Here is a 16,161-nt window from a genome sequence, read left to right as displayed (position 1 = left end):
GCCGACATGACGGAAGCTAAAAAATCCCTCAAGCGCACCTTGATTGGCAAGGTGGTCAGCGACAAGCGTGCCAAGACCGTGACCGTTCTGGTCGAACGCCGCGTTAAGCACCCGGTGTACGACAAGATCGTCGCCAAGTCGAGCAAGTACCACGCGCACGACGAAACCGGTGAATTCCACACAGGTGACATCATCGAAATCACCGAGAGCCGTCCGATCTCCAAGACCAAGAACTGGGTTGCCACCCGTCTGGTCCAGAAGGCAGTTCTCGTCTGAAGACGACCGGGTCCACGTTTGTGCACCCCTGAAACGGCCCACCTCGTGTGGGCCGTTTTTCATTTTTGACTCTCATTTTTTGAAAGAAGGAAAACTCCATGATCAAGGTCGGCGAAAAACTGCCTGCGGGCACCCTGATGGAATATTCGGAAGTCGAGGGCGAGGGCTGCAGCATCGGACCGAATGCGGTCGACATCGAGAAATCGCTCGCCGGCAAGACCGTCGCGGTATTTGCAGTGCCGGGAGCATTCACGCCGACCTGCTCTGCCAAACACGTGCCGGGGTATGTCGAAAACGCCGACGCCTTCAAGATGGCCGGTGTCGATGAAATCTGGTGCCTCAGCGTCAACGATGCCTTCGTGATGGGGGCTTGGGCTCGCGAGCAGAAGACTGCCGGCAAGGTGCGCATGCTTGCCGACGGCAGCGCGGCTTTCGCGCAGGCGCTGGGCCTGACGCTCGACTTGCAGGCGCGCGGCATGGGCGTGCGTAGCAACCGCTATTCGATGCTGGTGAAGGATGGCGTCGTGAAGACGCTGAACGTGGAAGCGCCGGGCAAGTTCGAGGTCAGTGACGCGACGACGATGCTGGGCCAGGCAAAAGCCGCCTGATAGCGGCTTACCCGACGTCGGGAGCAACCGCTACAGCGAAGCCTTGAGATAGTGGGCCCCGGCGATCGGGTTGTGGTAGTAGGGCGGGATGTCCTCGAAGCCAAGATCGGCATAGAGCACCCGCGCCGACTCCATCTCGTCGAGTGTGTCGAGCAGCACATTGGCGTAGCCGCCGCGGCGCGCGAGATCGAGTGTCGCCTCGGCGAGTTGCCGCCCGAGCCCGAATCCGCGAAAGGCGCGGCGCACGAACAGGCGTTTCATCTCACAGGCGTTGGGATAGTCCGAAACGTCGAGCGGCCGCAACGCGCAACAGCCGGCGACGGCACCGTCGACCAAGGCCAGCAGCAGCCCGCCACGGGGCTCGACATACTCGCCCGGAAGCTTTTCCAGCTCGTCCGCGATCTCCTGGAAGGCCAGGTCAATATTGAGGCTGGAGGCGTATTCGCGGATGATGTCGCGCGCGGCTTCCAGCTCCGAAGGGGTGGAGGGCGAGATCAGGCTGACTTGGGCTCTGGGGACGATCACGGGGATCACCGGTGCTGACCGGGGCTGTCGCGGAACGCGGAGTTTAGCGATGCCGAAAAACCATGCACCTGTCGACAACACCAATGGCCGGAGGGCTGACGGCAGTATCAGGCGGCCAGCAGCTTTTCGATCAGCGCATGCAGTTCCTTGAAATCCGGCTCGCCGACGTAGCGTTTGACGATGCGGCCCGACTTGTCGACGACGTAGGTGGTCGGCGTCAATTGGACGTCGCCCCATGCCTTGGCGACCGCACCGGTGTTGTCGATCGCCACGCTGAACGGCAGCTTGCGTGTTTCGGCGTAATTGACCACGTAAGCTGGCGGATCGTAGCTCATGGCGACTGCCAGGATGTCGAAGCCTTGGCCTTTGTACTTGTCGTAGGTCGAGATGACCTGCGGCATCTCGGCGACACAGGTGACGCAGCTGGTCGCCCAGAAATTGACCAGCGTGACCTTGCCCTTGAGGTCCTCGGTGCTGCGATGGGAGCCGTCGAGCAGCACGAAGGACGAGGCCGGCGCGGCAGTCGCTCCGCTGCCCAGGAGCGCCGTGGCACCCAGCGCGACAAGCATGGCGGCGGCAACGGCGTAGATCGATTTCTTCATGGGGCGGCGGGGCCGAGTGGCGAGTGGGCGAAGTTTAGGCCTTTCTGCTTTTTCTCGCCCTTTTCTCGCCTTTTTTCGCCTTTTCTGGCTTTCTCGCATCGGGCCGTTCCCTGAATCAGCCGAAGCCCGGGCCGGATAATCGACCGATGCTGTCCCTTCCGCGCCACTGGGTTGCGTTGTGCGCTTCGCTGATCTTGACCGCCTGCAGCCCGGAAATGAACTGGCGCGACGTGCAGCCCGCTTCCACCGCGCTGACGGCGACGATGCCCTGCAAGCCTGACGATGCCATGCGATCCGTGCCGCTGGACGGCCGCACGGTGCAGATGACGCTGGCCGGCTGCGAGGCCGGCGGCGCGACCTTCGTCGTCGGTTGGGCAGGCATGCCGCAGACCCGTCTCGGGCCCGCACTTGGTGAATGGCAGGACCTCATCCTGGCCCGCGCGGGCATCGCTTCAGGACCCGACGGCCCCGCCGGTCGTCCTTTCCTGCCGCCTGGCGCGCTGAATCTGCCACAGTCCCTGCGATTGCGCGCGATGGGACGCTCGCCGGACGGAAAACCTCTGGCGCTCGACGCGGCCTGGTTCGCGACGGCCGGCCAGCCCGAAGCGCCGGCCGGGCAGGTGTTTTTCGCCGCGATCTACGGTGAGCCACACGATCCTCAGGCGCGCGACTCCTTCTTCACAGGCATGCGGCTGCGCTGAACGGCCTGAAGCAGCAGGAGAGGCCGCCATAATGTCTTGCTGTCCCGCAAGCGCCACATGACCAACCGCATTTTCCTGATCGCCCACGCTCCCCTGGCCCATGCATTGCGCCAATGCGCGCTGCATGTGTTTCCCGACTGTGGCAACGGTGTGCTGGCATTGGATGTGCAGCCCAATGTTTCGCCGGAAGAAACGCTGGCTTCGGCACGCATCATCATGGGCCAGCATCGCGGCGGCGGCACGCTCGTCCTGACCGACGTCTTCGGCGCCACGCCGTGCAATGTCGCCCAGCGGCTGGTCGACGGCACCCATTCCAAACTCGTCACCGGCGTCAACTTGCCGATGCTGCTGCGCACCGTCAGCTACCGGCACGAGCCGCTCGACGCCCTGGTGTCGCGCGCGGTCGTCGGTGGCACGCAGGGCGTGATGCAGGTGGCGATCACCGCGCCGCAGAACCAGGCACGCAGAAAACATGATCCAGAACACCATCACCATCAGCAATAGGCTGGGCCTGCACGCGCGTGCGTCGGCCAAGCTCACCAAGCTCGCCGGCAGTTTTCCGTGCGAGGTCTGGATCGCCCGCGGCGAGCGCCGGGTCAATGCCAAAAGCATCATGGGCGTGATGATGCTGGCCGCCGGCATCGGCACGCAGGTGGTGGTGGAGACCAATGGGCCGAAAGAGGAAGAAGCGATGACGGCGCTTCTGGCTCTCATCAACGACAAGTTCGGCGAAGGAGAGTGATGGATCGCCCCCAGGCTGCGCACTTCGTGTCTTCGCCTACCCCCTTCCGGGGGCGGCCGCCGGCGGCTTCGCATTCGCTCATCTTTTCGACGTTGACGGAGCGCTGCTGACATGACCTTCGCCGTCCACGGTCTCGCGGTCGCTCGTGGCATCGCCATCGGGCGGGCGGTGCTGGTGGCGTCGAGCCGGATCGACGTGGCCCACTACTTCGTGGAGCCCGAGCATGTGCCGCGCGAGATCGGCCGGCTGCGCGAAGCGCGCGATGCGGTGGTCGAGGAGATCCAGCGGCTGCAGGCCAACGTCGCGCAGATGAATCCCAAGGATGCGCCGCAGGAGCTGTCGGCCATTCTCGATGTGCATCTGATGCTGCTGCAGGACGAGGCGCTGGAGGACGGCGTCAAGCACTGGATCACCGACCGCTTCTACAACGCCGAATGGGCGCTGACCACGCAGCTCGAAGTGGTCGCGCGCCAGTTCGACGAGATGGAGGACGCCTATCTGCGCGAGCGCAAAGCCGACTTGGAGCAGGTGGTCGAGCGGGTGCTGCGTTTCATGCGCGGCGTGGCGTCTCCGGTGGCGCCGCCCGCCACACGCCCGGCGCGCAGCCAGGACCTGCAACTGGCCGATACCGCCGATGTGCCGCTGGTGCTGATCGCGCACGACCTGTCGCCGGCCGACATGCTGCAGTTCAAGCAGAGCGTGTTCGCCGGCTTCGTCACCGATGTCGGTGGCCGTACCTCGCACACCGCCATCGTGGCGCGCAGCATGGACATTCCGGCGGTGGTCGGCGCCCGCAGCGCGAGCCAGCTGGTGCGCCAGGACGACTGGGTGATCATCGACGGCGACGCTGGCCTGATGATCGTCGACCCGTCGCCGATCATCCTGGCCGAGTACGGCTTCAAGCAGCGCCAGGGCGAGCTCGAACGCGAGCGCCTGGCTCGCCTGCGGCACACGCCGGCCATCACGCGCGATGGCGAGAAGGTGGAGCTGCTGGCCAACATCGAGCTGCCCGAGGACGCGCTGGCGGCGGTCAAGGCCGGTGCCGCCGGTGTGGGGCTGTTTCGCAGCGAATTCCTGTTCATGGGCCGCCACGGCAAGCTGCCCGACGAGGAGGAGCAGTTCGAGGCCTATCGGCGGGCGGTTTCCAACATGGACGGCTTGTCGGTCACCATCCGCACGGTGGACGTCGGCGCCGACAAGCCGCTGGACGACGCCCGGCGCGACGATGCCCACCTCAACCCCGCGCTCGGCCTGCGCGCGATCCGCTGGAGCCTGGCCGACCCAGCCATGTTCCGCACGCAGTTGCGGGCGATCCTGCGGGCGGCCGCCTTCGGGCCGGTCAAGATGTTGATTCCGATGCTGGCGCACGGCAGCGAGATCCGCCACACGCTGGCGCTGATCGACCAAGCCCGTGCCGAGCTCGACAACGCCGGCATCGGCTACGGTCAGCCACAGCTCGGCGCCATGATCGAGATTCCCGCGGCGGCCCTGTCGCTGCCGCTGTTCCTGCGTTATTTCGATTTTCTGTCGATCGGCACCAACGACCTGATCCAGTACACACTGGCCATCGACCGCACCGACGAGTCGGTCGCCCACCTGTACGACCCGCTGCACCCGGCCGTGCTGCGCCTGGTAGCCGACACCATCGCGGCCTGCCGGCGAGCGGGCAAGGACGTGTCGGTCTGCGGCGAAATGGCGGGCGATACCTCGATGACCAAACTGCTGCTGGGCCTGGGCCTGCGCAGTTTCTCGATGCACCCGGCGCAGATCCTGTCGGTGAAGCAGGAAGTGCTGCGCGCCGATGCGCTGCGGCTGCAGCCGTGGGCCGAGGGCGTGCTGAACGCCGAAGACCCGGTAGCGGCGATGACGACAGCCGCCTGAGCCCGGCGGCCACCCCTGGCCGCCCGATCGCTCAGACGCCGGCCGCGTGCGCCTGCTCGTCGGCGTGGTAGCTCGAGCGCACCATGGCGCCGACGGCGGCATGGGTGAAGCCCATCTCGTAGGCCTTTTCCTCGAACATGCGGAAGGTGTCCGGATGCACGTAGCGGCGCACCGGCAGATGCGAGTTGGAGGGCGACAGGTACTGGCCAATGGTGAGCATGTCGATGTCGTGCTCGCGCATGTCGCGCATCACCTGCAGGATTTCTTCGTCGGTCTCGCCGAGGCCGACCATGATGCCGCTCTTGGTCGGCACGTTCGGATGCAGCGCCTTGAACTTCTTGAGCAGGTTCAGGCTGAACTGGTAGTCGCTGCCGGGCCGGGCTTCCTTGTAGAGGCGCGGCGCGGTTTCCAGATTGTGGTTCATCACGTCCGGCGGAGCGGCCTTCAGGATCTCCAGCGCGCGATCGTCGCGGCCCCGGAAGTCGGGCACCAGGATCTCGATCTGCGTGCTCGGCGAGAGCTCGCGGATGTTGCGGATGCATTCGACGAAATGGCCGCTGCCGCCGTCACGCAGATCGTCGCGGTCGACGCTGGTGATGACCACGTATTTCAGCTGCAGCTGGGCGATGGTGCGGGCCAGGTTGAGCGGCTCGTCCTTGTCGAGCGGATCGGGCCGGCCGTGGCCGACGTCGCAGAAGGGGCAGCGACGGGTGCACTTGTCGCCCATGATCATGAAGGTGGCCGTGCCCTTGCCGAAGCATTCGCCGATGTTGGGGCAGGAGGCTTCCTCGCAGACGGTGTGCAGCTTGTTGGCGCGCAGGATGTCCTTGATTTCGTAGAAGCGCGTGCTGGGGCTGCCGGCCTTGACGCGGATCCACTCCGGTTTCTTCAGGGCCTCGCCCTGCACCACCTTCACCGGGATGCGCGATAGCTTCGCCGCCGCCTTCTGCTTGGCCAGCGGGTTGTAGGTGTCGAGGGATTGAACCTCGCGAACGACGTCGGTTGTGCTCATGGTCGGCTGGGTCGGGACGGTCAGGGCGCCAGGTAGACGCCGAGCTTGCCGGCCAGCACGGTTGCGGCCTCGTCCCAGGTGGCGGAGACGCCGATTGTAGAAAGGTCCACGGTTTTCAGGCCGCAATAGCCGCAAGGGTTGATGCGCGAGAAGGGTTCCAGGTCCATCGCCACGTTCAAGGCGAGGCCGTGGTAGGTGTACTGGCGGCTCACCTTGATGCCGAGCGCGGCGATCTTGCCCAGGCCGCGAAACGGGTCGTCGGGCGGCATCGGGCCCGTGAGCGCTGCATGGCCGAAAGGGTCGTCGAGCCGCACGTAGATGCCGGGCGCGCCCGCCACGCGATGGCCGGTGACGCCGAAATGCGCCAGCGTGGCGATCACCGACGCTTCCAGGCGGTAGACGTATTCCTTGACGAAATAGCCGGCGCGCCGGAGATCGAGCAAGGGATAGGCGACGACCTGGCCCGGGCCGTGATAAGTCACCTGCCCGCCCCGGTTGGTCGCCACCACGGGAATGTCACCCGGCAGCAGCAGGTGGTCAGGCTTGCCGGCCAGGCCCTGGGTGAAGACCGGCTCGTGCTCGCAGATCCACAGCGCGTCGTCGTTTCCCGGCGAGCGGCGCTCGGTGAAGGCCTGCATGGCTGCGTAGGTCGGCCGGTAGTCGACCCGCCCGAGGACGGTGACGGGCAACACGCCTTTCAGAGCACGACCTTGACCATCGGATGGGTCGACAGTGCCTGGTAGAGGCTGTCGAGCTGCTCGCGGCTGGTGGCCGTCACGTTGATGGTGATGCCCAGGTACTTGCCGCCGCTGCTGTCGCGCAGCTCGATCGTGGAGGCGTCGAAGAAAGGGTCGAACTGCTTGGCGGTGGCGGTCACCGCGTGGACGAATCCGTCGGTCTTCTCGCCCATCACCTTGATGGGGAACATCGACGGGTACTCGATCAGCGAATCCTTGCGGGCGGTGGGTTGTGCGTCTTCCATGATGTGAGTCCTCAGGCGGGTTTCGATGCGGTCGTGCGGCGCGGCAGGCGCAGCGTCTGGCCGATGGCCAGGGTGGTGAAGGCGTCGTCGGGCAGGCCGGCGGCACGGCGCGCGACGGCGAGGTCGAGCGGTGCCTGGTCCGAAGGTTCGTCGGTCAGGTTGAAGGTGCCCCAATGCACGCCGATGCTGCGCTTGGCCCCGACGTCCTGGTGGATGCGCACGCTTTCGGCCGGATTCACGTGTTGCTCACGCATGAACCAACGGGGCTCGTAGGCGCCGATCGGGATCATGGCGAGGTCGAACCCACCGCCGCTTTCGGGCGTCTGGCGTGGCGCGAAGCGGGCGCCGATGTCAGCGAAATCCTTTGAATAGCCGGTGTCGCCGGCAAACCAGAAATGGAACTCAGGCGCCAGCAGCGCATAGCCACCCCAGAGCGTCTGCAGGCGGTCGCCCAGGCTGCGCCCGCTCCAGTGCTGCGAGGGCGTGAGCGTCACCTCGGCGACGGCACCGTCGCGCTCGATCGTGTGGCTCTCGAACCAGTCCAGCTCGACCGCATCGGCCACGCCGTGCGAGCGCATCCAGGCAGCGATGCCGAGCGGCACCACGAACAGCGGCGGCCCGCCGGGTTGCGCGGCGAGCGCCCGTATCGAGGCCTCGTCGAGGTGGTCATAGTGGTTGTGGGTGATGAGGATCAGATCGATGTGTGGCAGGTCGGCCAGCGCCATGCCGGGTGGCTGTGCGCGCTTCGGTCCGATGAAGCTCAGCGGAGAGGCGCGCTCGGAAAACACCGGGTCGGTGAGCACCTGCAGGCCATGGTCGCCCAGTGGTATCTGCAACAGTGCGCTGGCATGGCCGATGAAGGTCATGCTGGGCACCATCGTGCCGCCTGCCGCGGCGTTGGCGCGGATGAAGGCGAGGTCCGGCGTGACCGTCGGCGGCGGTGACGCAGGCGCTTTCGGCAGGTCCTGCCGCCAGGCCTCCCATCGCCAACGGGCGAGGGCCTGCAAGCCCTTGGGTTGAAACTCCAGGTACCGGTTCTGGAACCCGTCCGGCCGGTGGTGCGGCTTGCTGGCGTCGTAGTACGGATTCACGTGTTGGCACCCGGCCAGAAGGAGCGCCGACGCTACGGCGGCCATCAGGATCAGGCGTGGAAAAAGGGTGGGAAGAGCTTGCGCTGGCGGCATACAGGAAGTCCGGTTGCGGGGTGCGCCGCACCGCATTGTCCGTGTCTGCGGCCCCGCCATTGCGAAGGGATTTCCGAAAACCTGCTCGGACATGGCAGATGGGGTCGTTGATCTCCCTATAATCAATGGCTTTGCTGAACTTTTGCAAACCGTAACAGGCTTCGGAAACCATGAGACCTGTGGACGATTTCGATGAAGTAGAGGCAGATGTTCCGGATATCAAGCCGCTGACCGCCGATGAGGCAAGACAGCTGCGAGAACGCCATCCACCCGTTTCGCCGTGGTGGGTGATCCTGGGACAGGCATCGGTAGGTGCCCTGGTCGCGCTGGCGGCATGGGGGATCACCGGGACAACCCGTGCGGGGTGGTCGGCAGCCTGGGGCGCGCTGGCGGTGGTATTGCCCGCCGCGGTGTTTGCGAGGGGCGTCACCCGCCGAGGGGTGGGAGCGAATCCGGGGGCTGCGGTAGCCGGATTCCTGGGATGGGAATTCGTCAAGATCGCACTGACGCTCGCGTTGCTCGCCCTGGCTCCCAGGGTGGTGCAGGGCTTGAGCTGGCTGGCCCTGGTGGTCGGCCTCGTGGCGACGATGAAGACCTGGTGGCTGGCATTTCTGATACGCGCCGTCTTTCGCAGAAAGGCGGCCGAGACATTGAATACAAGCGCCCGTGCGAGGGCCATGAAGGATTGATTTGAATGGCTGCTGAAGAACACGCCCAAACCGCCGGTGAATACATCGTTCACCATCTGCAGCATCTGCAGAACGTCAAGCAAGGAAAGATCGTCGATTTTTCCGTCATCAACTACGACTCGATCGTCGTCGGTGGCCTGCTCGGCCTGCTGGGCATCTTCGTGTTGTGGCTGGCGGCGCGCAAGGCGACCTCCGGCGTGCCGGGCCGGTTCCAGGCCGCGGTCGAAATGCTGGTCGAAATGGTCGACAACCAGGCCAAGGCCAACATCCGCAACGCGCAGAGCCGCAAATTCATCGCCCCGCTCGGCCTGACCGTCTTCGTCTGGATCTTCCTGATGAACGCGATGGACATGCTGCCGGTCGACCTGCTGCCCAAGCTCTGGGGTCACGCCTACGAGGCGCAGGGCATGAGCCGCCACGAGGCCTTCCTGCGCGTCGTGCCCACCGCCGACCTGTCCACCACGCTCGGCCTCGCGCTGGCCGTGCTCGTGCTGCGCTTCTGGTACAGCCTCAAGATCAAGGGCGCCGGCGGCTGGGCCCACGAACTCGTCTCGGCGCCCTTCGGCACGAGCAAGAACCCCATCTTCGCGATCATCCTGGGTGTCATCAACCTGGTGATGCAGATCATCGAATACACCGCCAATACCGTCTCGCACGGCATGCGGTTGTTCGGCAACATGTACGCCGGCGAGCTGGTGTTCATGCTGATCGCGCTGATGGGTGGCGCCGCCGCGCTGACGATCTCCGGCACGCTGCTGCCGCTGGGTCATGTCATCGCCGGCACCATCTGGACGCTGTTCCACATCCTGGTGATCACGTTGCAGGCATTCATCTTCATGATGCTTGCGCTGATCTATCTCGGCCAGGCCCACGAACATCACTGAGCAAGCAGGCAGGCCGAGGGGCGGTTCCACCGTCACCGAGGCCGCCGATCCACTCTCGCTATCCGTTTCCTTTTTCTCTAAACCAACCTCTCCATCTCAAGGACTCATCATGGAAAACGTTCTCGGCTTCGTCGCTCTGGCTTGCGGTCTCATCGTCGGTCTGGGCGCTATCGGCGCATCCATCGGCATCGCGATCATGGGCGGCAAGTTCCTGGAATCGTCGGCTCGTCAACCCGAGCTGATCAACGAACTGCAAACCAAGATGTTCATTCTGGCCGGCCTGATCGACGCCGCCTTCCTGATCGGCGTGGCCATCGCCCTGCTGTTCGCCTTCGCCAACCCCTTCGTTGTCGCCTAAGCCCGTTCGACGTCTTTCCAGAAAGGTGTTGCCGTGAGCATCAACGCGACCCTGTTCGTCCAGGCGATCGTCTTCCTGATCCTCGTGTGGTTCACGATGAAGTTCGTGTGGCCTCCGATCGCGAAGGCGCTCGACGAGCGTGCCCAGAACATCGCCGAAGGCCTCGCCGCCGCCGACCGTGCCAAATCCGACCTCGTCGCCGCCAACCAGCGCGTCGAAAAGGAGCTGGCCGATACGCGCAACGTGACCGCCACACGCCTGGCCGACGCCGAACGCCGTGCCCAGGCCCTCGTCGAGGAAGCCAAGGCCCGTGCGACCGAGGAAGGCAACAAGATCATCGCCGCCGCCCGTGCCGAGGCCGAGCAGCAATCCGTCCGTGCGCGTGAAGCGCTGCGTGAAGAGGTTGCCGTGCTCGCCGTCAAGGGCGCCGAGCAGATCCTGCGCAAGGAAGTCGACGCGACCATTCACGCCGACCTGCTCAGCCGCCTCAAGACCGAGCTCTAAGGACGCACGCCATGGCCGAAATCGCCACCATCGCGCGTCCCTACGCCGAAGCGCTGTTCCAGGCCACGCCTGCGAGCCAGCTCGACGCGGCGCTCGCCTGGGCCGATGAGCTCGGTGCCATCGCGGCCGATCCGCAGATGGCCCAGTTCGCCGACAACCCCAAGGTCGACGCGGCCCAGGTCTTCGACGTCATCTCCGGCGTCTCGCGCACGCCGCTGCCGGATGCGGCCCGCAACTTCCTGCGGGTCGTCATCGACAACGGCCGGCTGTCCGCGCTGCCCGAGGTGGCGCGCCAGTTCCGGGCATTGCGCAACGCGCAAGGCGGATCTTCGGACGCCGTCGTCTACAGCGCCTTCCCGATCGACGACGCCGCACTGGGCGAGCTCGGCGCCACGCTCCAGAAGCGTTTCGGCCGCCCGCTGAATCTCAGCGTGGTGCTCGATTCGTCGCTGATCGGTGGCGTGCGCGTCGCCGTCGGCGACGAGGTGCTCGACACCTCGGTGCGTGCCCGCCTCGACCAAATGAAGGCTGCCCTGGCCGCGTAAGCGCCGGGACTCCCGCAACCCCAACGACCAAGGAAAGAGTCATGCAACTCAATCCCGCAGAAATTTCAGAACTGATCAAGAGCCGCATCGAGGGGCTCGCGGGCAGTGCCGACATCCGGAACCAGGGCACCGTCGTGTCCGTGACCGATGGCATTTGCCGCATCCACGGCCTGTCCGACGTGATGGCCGGCGAAATGCTCGAATTCCCGGCCGGCCCGGACGGCCAGCCTTCCTATGGCCTGGCCCTGAACCTCGAGCGCGACTCCGTCGGCTCGGTGATTTTGGGTGAGTACGAGCACATCTCCGAAGGCGATGTCGTCAAGTGCACCGGCCGCATCCTCGAAGTGCCCGTCGGCCCCGAGCTGCGTGGCCGCGTGGTCAACGCCCTGGGCCAGCCGATCGACGGCAAGGGCCCGGTCAACACCAAGCTGACCGATGTGATCGAGAAGGTCGCGCCCGGCGTGATCGCCCGCAAGTCGGTCGACCAGCCGCTGCAGACCGGCCTGAAGTCGATCGACTCCATGGTGCCGATCGGCCGTGGCCAGCGCGAGCTGATCATCGGTGACCGCCAGACCGGCAAGACCGCTGTCGCCATCGACGCGATCATCAACCAGAAGGGCCAGAACGTCACCTGCATCTACGTCGCCATCGGCCAGAAGGCTTCGTCGATCAAGAACGTGGTGCGTGCGCTGGAGCAGGCCGGTGCGATGGACTACACCATCGTCGTCGCCGCCTCGGCTTCCGAATCCGCCGCCATGCAGTATGTGTCGGCCTACTCGGGCTGCACCATGGGCGAATACTTCCGCGACCGCGGCGAAGACGCCCTGATCGTGTATGACGACCTGTCCAAGCAGGCCGTCGCCTACCGCCAGGTCTCGCTGCTGCTGCGCCGCCCGCCAGGACGCGAAGCCTTCCCCGGCGACGTGTTCTATCTCCACAGCCGCCTGCTCGAGCGCGCGGCACGCGTCAACGCCGACTACGTCGAAGCCTTCACCAAGGGTGAAGTCAAGGGCAAGACCGGTTCGCTCACCGCGCTGCCGATCATCGAGACGCAAGCCGGCGACGTGTCCGCCTTCGTTCCGACCAACGTGATCTCGATCACCGACGGCCAGATCTTCCTGGAAACCTCGCTGTTCAACGCCGGCATCCGTCCCGCCATCAACGCGGGTATCTCGGTGTCGCGCGTCGGCGGCGCGGCGCAGACCAAGGTCATCAAGAGCCTGTCCGGCGGTATCCGTACCGACCTGGCGCAGTACCGTGAACTGGCCGCTTTCGCGCAGTTCGCCTCGGACCTGGACGATGCCACCCGCAAGCAGCTCGACCGCGGTGCCCGCGTGACCGAACTGCTCAAGCAGCAGCAGTACAGCCCGCTGTCCATCAGCCTGATGGGCGCGACCCTGTTCGCGGTCAACAAGGGCTTCATGGACGACATCGAGGTCAAGCAGGTGCTGCCCTTCGAACACGGCCTGCACCAGTTCCTGAAGTCCAGCCATGCGGCTCTGCTCGACAAGATCGAAGCCGCCAAGGCGATGGACAAGGATGCCGAAGCCGAAATGACCGCTGCCGTCACCGCCTTCAAGAAGTCGTTCGCCTGATCGCGAACGTATCGACTGAAAGGCACTAGGAGCACACATGGCAGCAGGCAAGGAAATCCGCGGCAAGATCAAATCGGTGGAGAACACCAAGAAGATCACCAAGGCCATGGAAATGGTGGCCGCCTCGAAGATGCGCAAGGCGCAGGACCGCATGCGTGCCGCTCGCCCCTATAGCGAAAAGGTACGCAACATCGCGGCCCACCTGGGCCAGGCGAACCCGGAATACGTGCATCCGTTCATGAAGACGAACGACGATGCCAAGACCACCGGGTTCATCGTGGTCACCACCGACAAGGGCCTGTGCGGCGGCATGAACACCAACGTGCTGCGCGCCGTCACCGCCAAGCTGCGTGAACTGCAGTCGCAGGGCGGCAAGGCAGAGGCGGTGGCCATCGGCAACAAGGGCCTGGGCTTTCTCAACCGCATCGGCGCGCACGTGGTCAGCCACGTCACCGGCCTGGGCGACACGCCGCACCTCGACCGCCTCATCGGCCCGGTCAAGGTGCTGCTCGACGCCTATGCCGAGGGCAAGCTCTCGGCCGTCTATCTCTGCTACACCCGCTTCATCAACACGATGAAGCAGGAGTCCGTGGTCGAGCAGCTCCTGCCGCTCGCACCTCCGGTGGCCGACGATTCGGCGGGCAAGCCCAGCTGGGACTACATCTACGAACCCGACGCGCAGAGCGTGATCGACGAACTGCTGGTGCGTTATGCCGAGTCGCTGGTGTTCCAGGCAGTCGCCGAGAACATGGCCTCCGAGCAGTCCGCCCGCATGGTCGCGATGAAGGCCGCCACGGACAACGCCGGCAACGTCATCGGCGAGCTGAAGCTGGTCTACAACAAGACCCGCCAGGCCGCGATCACCAAGGAACTCTCGGAAATCGTCAGCGGCGCCGCAGCCGTCTGACGGCCGTCGGGACCCGTTCACCTATTTGGAGCAAACAATGGCTCAAACGCAAACTCAAGCAGGCACCCAGGGCAAGATCGTGCAGTGCATCGGCGCCGTGGTCGACGTGGAATTTCCGCGCGACAACATGCCCAAGATCTACGACGCACTCAAGCTCGAAGGTTCCGCCCTGACGCTGGAAGTGCAGCAGCAGCTCGGCGACGGCGTCGTGCGCACCATCGCGCTCGGCTCGTCCGACGGCCTGCGCCGTGGTCTGATGGTCACCAACACCGCAGCGGCCATCACCGTGCCGGTCGGCAAGGCCACGCTCGGCCGCATCATGGACGTGCTGGGCGCGCCCATCGACGAGCGCGGCCCGGTCAGCCAGGATCTCACCGCCTCCATCCACCGCAAGGCTCCCGCGTACGACGAACTGTCGCCCTCGCAGGAACTGCTGGAAACCGGCATCAAGGTGATCGACCTGGTCTGCCCGTTCGCCAAGGGCGGCAAGGTGGGCCTGTTCGGTGGTGCCGGCGTCGGCAAGACCGTGAACATGATGGAGCTCATCAACAACATCGCCAAGGCGCACTCGGGTCTGTCCGTGTTCGCAGGTGTCGGTGAGCGCACCCGCGAAGGCAACGACTTCTATCACGAGATGGCCGACTCCGGCGTCGTGAACCTGGAGAGCCTGGAAGACTCCAAGGTTGCCATGGTCTACGGCCAGATGAATGAGCCGCCGGGCAACCGCCTGCGTGTGGCCCTGACCGGCCTGACCATCGCCGAGTCCTTCCGGGACGAAGGCCGCGACGTGCTGTTCTTCGTGGACAACATCTACCGCTACACCCTGGCCGGCACCGAAGTGTCCGCGCTGCTGGGCCGCATGCCTTCGGCCGTGGGCTACCAGCCGACGCTGGCCGAGGAAATGGGCCGTCTGCAGGAGCGCATCACCTCGACCAAGGTCGGCTCGATCACCTCCATCCAGGCCGTGTACGTGCCTGCCGATGACTTGACCGACCCGTCTCCTGCCACCACCTTCGCCCACCTGGACTCCACGGTCGTGCTGTCCCGCGACATCGCCTCGCTGGGTATCTACCCCGCGGTCGATCCGCTGGATTCCACCAGCCGCCAGCTGAGCCCCGACGTCGTCGGTGAAGAGCACTACAAGGTGGCCCGCGCCGTGCAGGGCACCCTGCAGCGCTACAAGGAACTGCGCGACATCATCGCGATCCTGGGCATGGACGAACTGGCTCCTGAAGACAAGCTGCTGGTCGCTCGCGCCCGCAAGATCCAGCGCTTCCTGTCGCAGCCCTTCCACGTCGCGGAAGTCTTCACCGGCTCGCCGGGCAAGTACGTGCCGCTGGCCGAAACCATCCGTGGCTTCAAGATGATCACCTCCGGCGAGTGCGATCACCTGCCGGAACAGGCCTTCTACATGGTCGGAACCATCGACGAAGCCTTCGAAAAAGCCAAGAAGCTGGCGTAAGGCGGCGGATACGGGCGCCTGCGCCGCGCTGGAGTGCTCGCCGTACACCGGTACGGCGCCACGCTCCACCATGCGCAGGCAACCGTCTCCCAGCCTTGCACCAACTTCTTGAACGTTTTTCTTGAACGGTCTCGAAGATCAAAGGAAACAAGATGGCCAACACCATTCACGTCGACGTGGTCAGCGCGGAAGAGTCGATCTTCTCGGGCGAGGCACGCTTCGTCGCGCTGCCGGGTGAATCCGGTGAGCTCGGCATCTTTCCGCGCCACACCCCGCTGATCACCCGCATCAAGCCCGGCACGGTTCGCATCGACATGGCCGATGGCGGCGAAGAATTCGTCTTCGTGGCCGGCGGCATTCTCGAAGTGCAGCCTGATGTGGTCACCGTGCTGTCCGACACCGCCATCCGCGGCAAGGACCTGGACGAGGAAAAGGCCAACAAGGCCCGCGCCGCTGCCGAAGAAGCCCTGAAGCATGCCAAGAGCGATCTCGACCTGGCCAAGGCGCAGTCCGAGCTGGCCGTGATGGCCGCCCAGATCGCCGCATTGCGCCGGTTCCGCGACAAGCGCTGATTCTTCTCGCGGTTATCAAAAAGCCACCTTCGCCGGTGGCTTTTTGTTTTCCGAGTGGATTAATAATGACGGCTTGATGAAAATTCGGTCGGTTGGAGAAATAAATAATTTAACCGCGTTGATTTCAAGCGT

21 protein-coding genes are annotated in these 16,161 nt (G+C 65.0%); 15 read left to right on the top strand and 6 right to left on the bottom strand.

Annotated elements, in window-relative coordinates:
* The first annotated feature begins 6 nt into the window (after window positions 1–6).
* Window positions 7–276 carry a 30S ribosomal protein S17 gene (gene rpsQ / locus R9X41_RS22030; RefSeq protein ID WP_318632571.1) on the top strand — a complete coding sequence of 90 codons (270 nt, stop codon included), beginning with the start codon at window positions 7–9 and terminating at the stop codon, window positions 274–276.
* Between the two features lie 98 nt (window positions 277–374).
* Entirely contained in the window at window positions 375–884 is a 510-nt protein-coding gene (locus R9X41_RS22025; RefSeq protein WP_318632570.1) for a peroxiredoxin, read from the top strand.
* A 30-nt stretch (window positions 885–914) separates the two neighbouring features.
* On the opposite strand, the gene R9X41_RS22020 is transcribed toward R9X41_RS22025, so the two are convergent.
* Window positions 915–1,415, bottom strand: coding sequence for a GNAT family N-acetyltransferase (locus R9X41_RS22020; protein WP_412556721.1), 501 nt, complete (start codon window positions 1,413–1,415; stop codon window positions 915–917).
* A 101-nt stretch (window positions 1,416–1,516) separates the two neighbouring features.
* A complete protein-coding gene (locus tag R9X41_RS22015; protein ID WP_318632568.1) occupies window positions 1,517–2,011 on the bottom strand; it encodes a TlpA disulfide reductase family protein in 495 nt (164 codons plus the stop codon).
* 146 nt (window positions 2,012–2,157) lie between these two features.
* On the opposite strand from R9X41_RS22015, the gene R9X41_RS22010 reads away from it, so the two are divergent.
* The 4 genes from R9X41_RS22010 to ptsP all read left to right on the top strand — a co-directional run bounded on the left by R9X41_RS22010 (window position 2,158) and on the right by ptsP (window position 5,335).
* The gene (locus R9X41_RS22010) at window positions 2,158–2,712 is read left to right on the top strand and encodes a hypothetical protein (RefSeq protein WP_318632567.1); all 555 of its coding nucleotides are present in this window, start codon (window positions 2,158–2,160) and stop codon (window positions 2,710–2,712) included.
* 57 nt (window positions 2,713–2,769) lie between these two features.
* The gene (locus R9X41_RS22005) at window positions 2,770–3,216 is read left to right on the top strand and encodes a PTS sugar transporter subunit IIA (RefSeq protein WP_318632566.1); all 447 of its coding nucleotides are present in this window, start codon (window positions 2,770–2,772) and stop codon (window positions 3,214–3,216) included.
* Complete coding sequence (locus R9X41_RS22000) at window positions 3,185–3,454, top strand: HPr family phosphocarrier protein (RefSeq protein WP_318632565.1); 270 nt, start codon at window positions 3,185–3,187, stop codon at window positions 3,452–3,454. Before R9X41_RS22005 ends, R9X41_RS22000 begins: the two co-directional genes overlap by 32 nt.
* A gap of 111 nt (window positions 3,455–3,565) precedes the next feature.
* A complete protein-coding gene (ptsP, locus tag R9X41_RS21995) occupies window positions 3,566–5,335 on the top strand; it encodes a phosphoenolpyruvate--protein phosphotransferase (RefSeq protein WP_318632564.1) in 1,770 nt (589 codons plus the stop codon).
* A 31-nt stretch (window positions 5,336–5,366) separates the two neighbouring features.
* Here ptsP and lipA read toward each other — a convergent pair whose 3' ends face one another.
* Genes lipA through R9X41_RS21975 form a run of 4 tightly spaced genes read right to left on the bottom strand, consistent with a single transcriptional unit; the run spans window position 5,367 to window position 8,465 of the window.
* Window positions 5,367–6,347 (bottom strand): lipoyl synthase, encoded by a 981-nt coding sequence (lipA, locus tag R9X41_RS21990; RefSeq protein WP_318632563.1) that lies wholly within the window; start codon window positions 6,345–6,347, stop codon window positions 5,367–5,369.
* Between the two features lie 20 nt (window positions 6,348–6,367).
* Window positions 6,368–6,985 (bottom strand): lipoyl(octanoyl) transferase LipB, encoded by a 618-nt coding sequence (lipB, locus tag R9X41_RS21985; protein WP_318635301.1) that lies wholly within the window; start codon window positions 6,983–6,985, stop codon window positions 6,368–6,370.
* 59 nt (window positions 6,986–7,044) lie between these two features.
* Window positions 7,045–7,329: a YbeD family protein gene (locus R9X41_RS21980; RefSeq protein WP_318632562.1), complete on the bottom strand. Its 285-nt coding sequence runs from the start codon at window positions 7,327–7,329 to the stop codon at window positions 7,045–7,047.
* A gap of 11 nt (window positions 7,330–7,340) precedes the next feature.
* Window positions 7,341–8,465 carry an MBL fold metallo-hydrolase gene (locus R9X41_RS21975; RefSeq protein WP_318632561.1) on the bottom strand — a complete coding sequence of 375 codons (1,125 nt, stop codon included), beginning with the start codon at window positions 8,463–8,465 and terminating at the stop codon, window positions 7,341–7,343.
* Between the two features lie 218 nt (window positions 8,466–8,683).
* Here R9X41_RS21975 and R9X41_RS21970 point away from each other — a divergent pair, with 218 nt between their 5' ends.
* The 9 genes from R9X41_RS21970 (at window position 8,684) to R9X41_RS21930 (ending at window position 16,029) form a co-directional block, all read left to right on the top strand.
* Window positions 8,684–9,202, top strand: a complete 519-nt coding sequence (locus R9X41_RS21970; RefSeq protein WP_318632560.1) for an ATP synthase subunit I — start codon at window positions 8,684–8,686, stop codon at window positions 9,200–9,202.
* A 5-nt stretch (window positions 9,203–9,207) separates the two neighbouring features.
* Window positions 9,208–10,086, top strand: a complete 879-nt coding sequence (gene atpB, locus R9X41_RS21965) for a F0F1 ATP synthase subunit A (RefSeq protein WP_318632559.1) — start codon at window positions 9,208–9,210, stop codon at window positions 10,084–10,086.
* Between the two features lie 109 nt (window positions 10,087–10,195).
* Window positions 10,196–10,444 carry a F0F1 ATP synthase subunit C gene (gene atpE / locus R9X41_RS21960; RefSeq protein WP_318632558.1) on the top strand — a complete coding sequence of 83 codons (249 nt, stop codon included), beginning with the start codon at window positions 10,196–10,198 and terminating at the stop codon, window positions 10,442–10,444.
* 33 nt (window positions 10,445–10,477) lie between these two features.
* Complete coding sequence (locus R9X41_RS21955; protein WP_318632557.1) at window positions 10,478–10,948, top strand: F0F1 ATP synthase subunit B; 471 nt, start codon at window positions 10,478–10,480, stop codon at window positions 10,946–10,948.
* A gap of 11 nt (window positions 10,949–10,959) precedes the next feature.
* Window positions 10,960–11,493, top strand: a complete 534-nt coding sequence (locus tag R9X41_RS21950; protein WP_318632556.1) for a F0F1 ATP synthase subunit delta — start codon at window positions 10,960–10,962, stop codon at window positions 11,491–11,493.
* A gap of 41 nt (window positions 11,494–11,534) precedes the next feature.
* The gene (atpA, locus tag R9X41_RS21945) at window positions 11,535–13,088 is read left to right on the top strand and encodes a F0F1 ATP synthase subunit alpha (protein ID WP_318632555.1); all 1,554 of its coding nucleotides are present in this window, start codon (window positions 11,535–11,537) and stop codon (window positions 13,086–13,088) included.
* Window positions 13,089–13,125: 37 nt separating this feature from the next.
* Window positions 13,126–13,995: a F0F1 ATP synthase subunit gamma gene (atpG, locus tag R9X41_RS21940; protein ID WP_318632554.1), complete on the top strand. Its 870-nt coding sequence runs from the start codon at window positions 13,126–13,128 to the stop codon at window positions 13,993–13,995.
* A 37-nt stretch (window positions 13,996–14,032) separates the two neighbouring features.
* Entirely contained in the window at window positions 14,033–15,457 is a 1,425-nt protein-coding gene (gene atpD, locus R9X41_RS21935) for a F0F1 ATP synthase subunit beta (protein ID WP_318632553.1), read from the top strand.
* Between the two features lie 152 nt (window positions 15,458–15,609).
* Window positions 15,610–16,029, top strand: a complete 420-nt coding sequence (locus R9X41_RS21930) for a F0F1 ATP synthase subunit epsilon (protein ID WP_318632552.1) — start codon at window positions 15,610–15,612, stop codon at window positions 16,027–16,029.
* Window positions 16,030–16,161 lie beyond the last annotated feature (132 nt).

Origin of the sequence: Xylophilus sp. GOD-11R (assembly GCF_033546935.1) — a bacterium.
Classification (GTDB): Bacteria; Pseudomonadota; Gammaproteobacteria; order Burkholderiales; family Burkholderiaceae_C; genus Xylophilus.
Note: the sequence above shows the minus strand (reverse complement) of the source record. Positions and strands in the feature narration are given on the sequence as shown.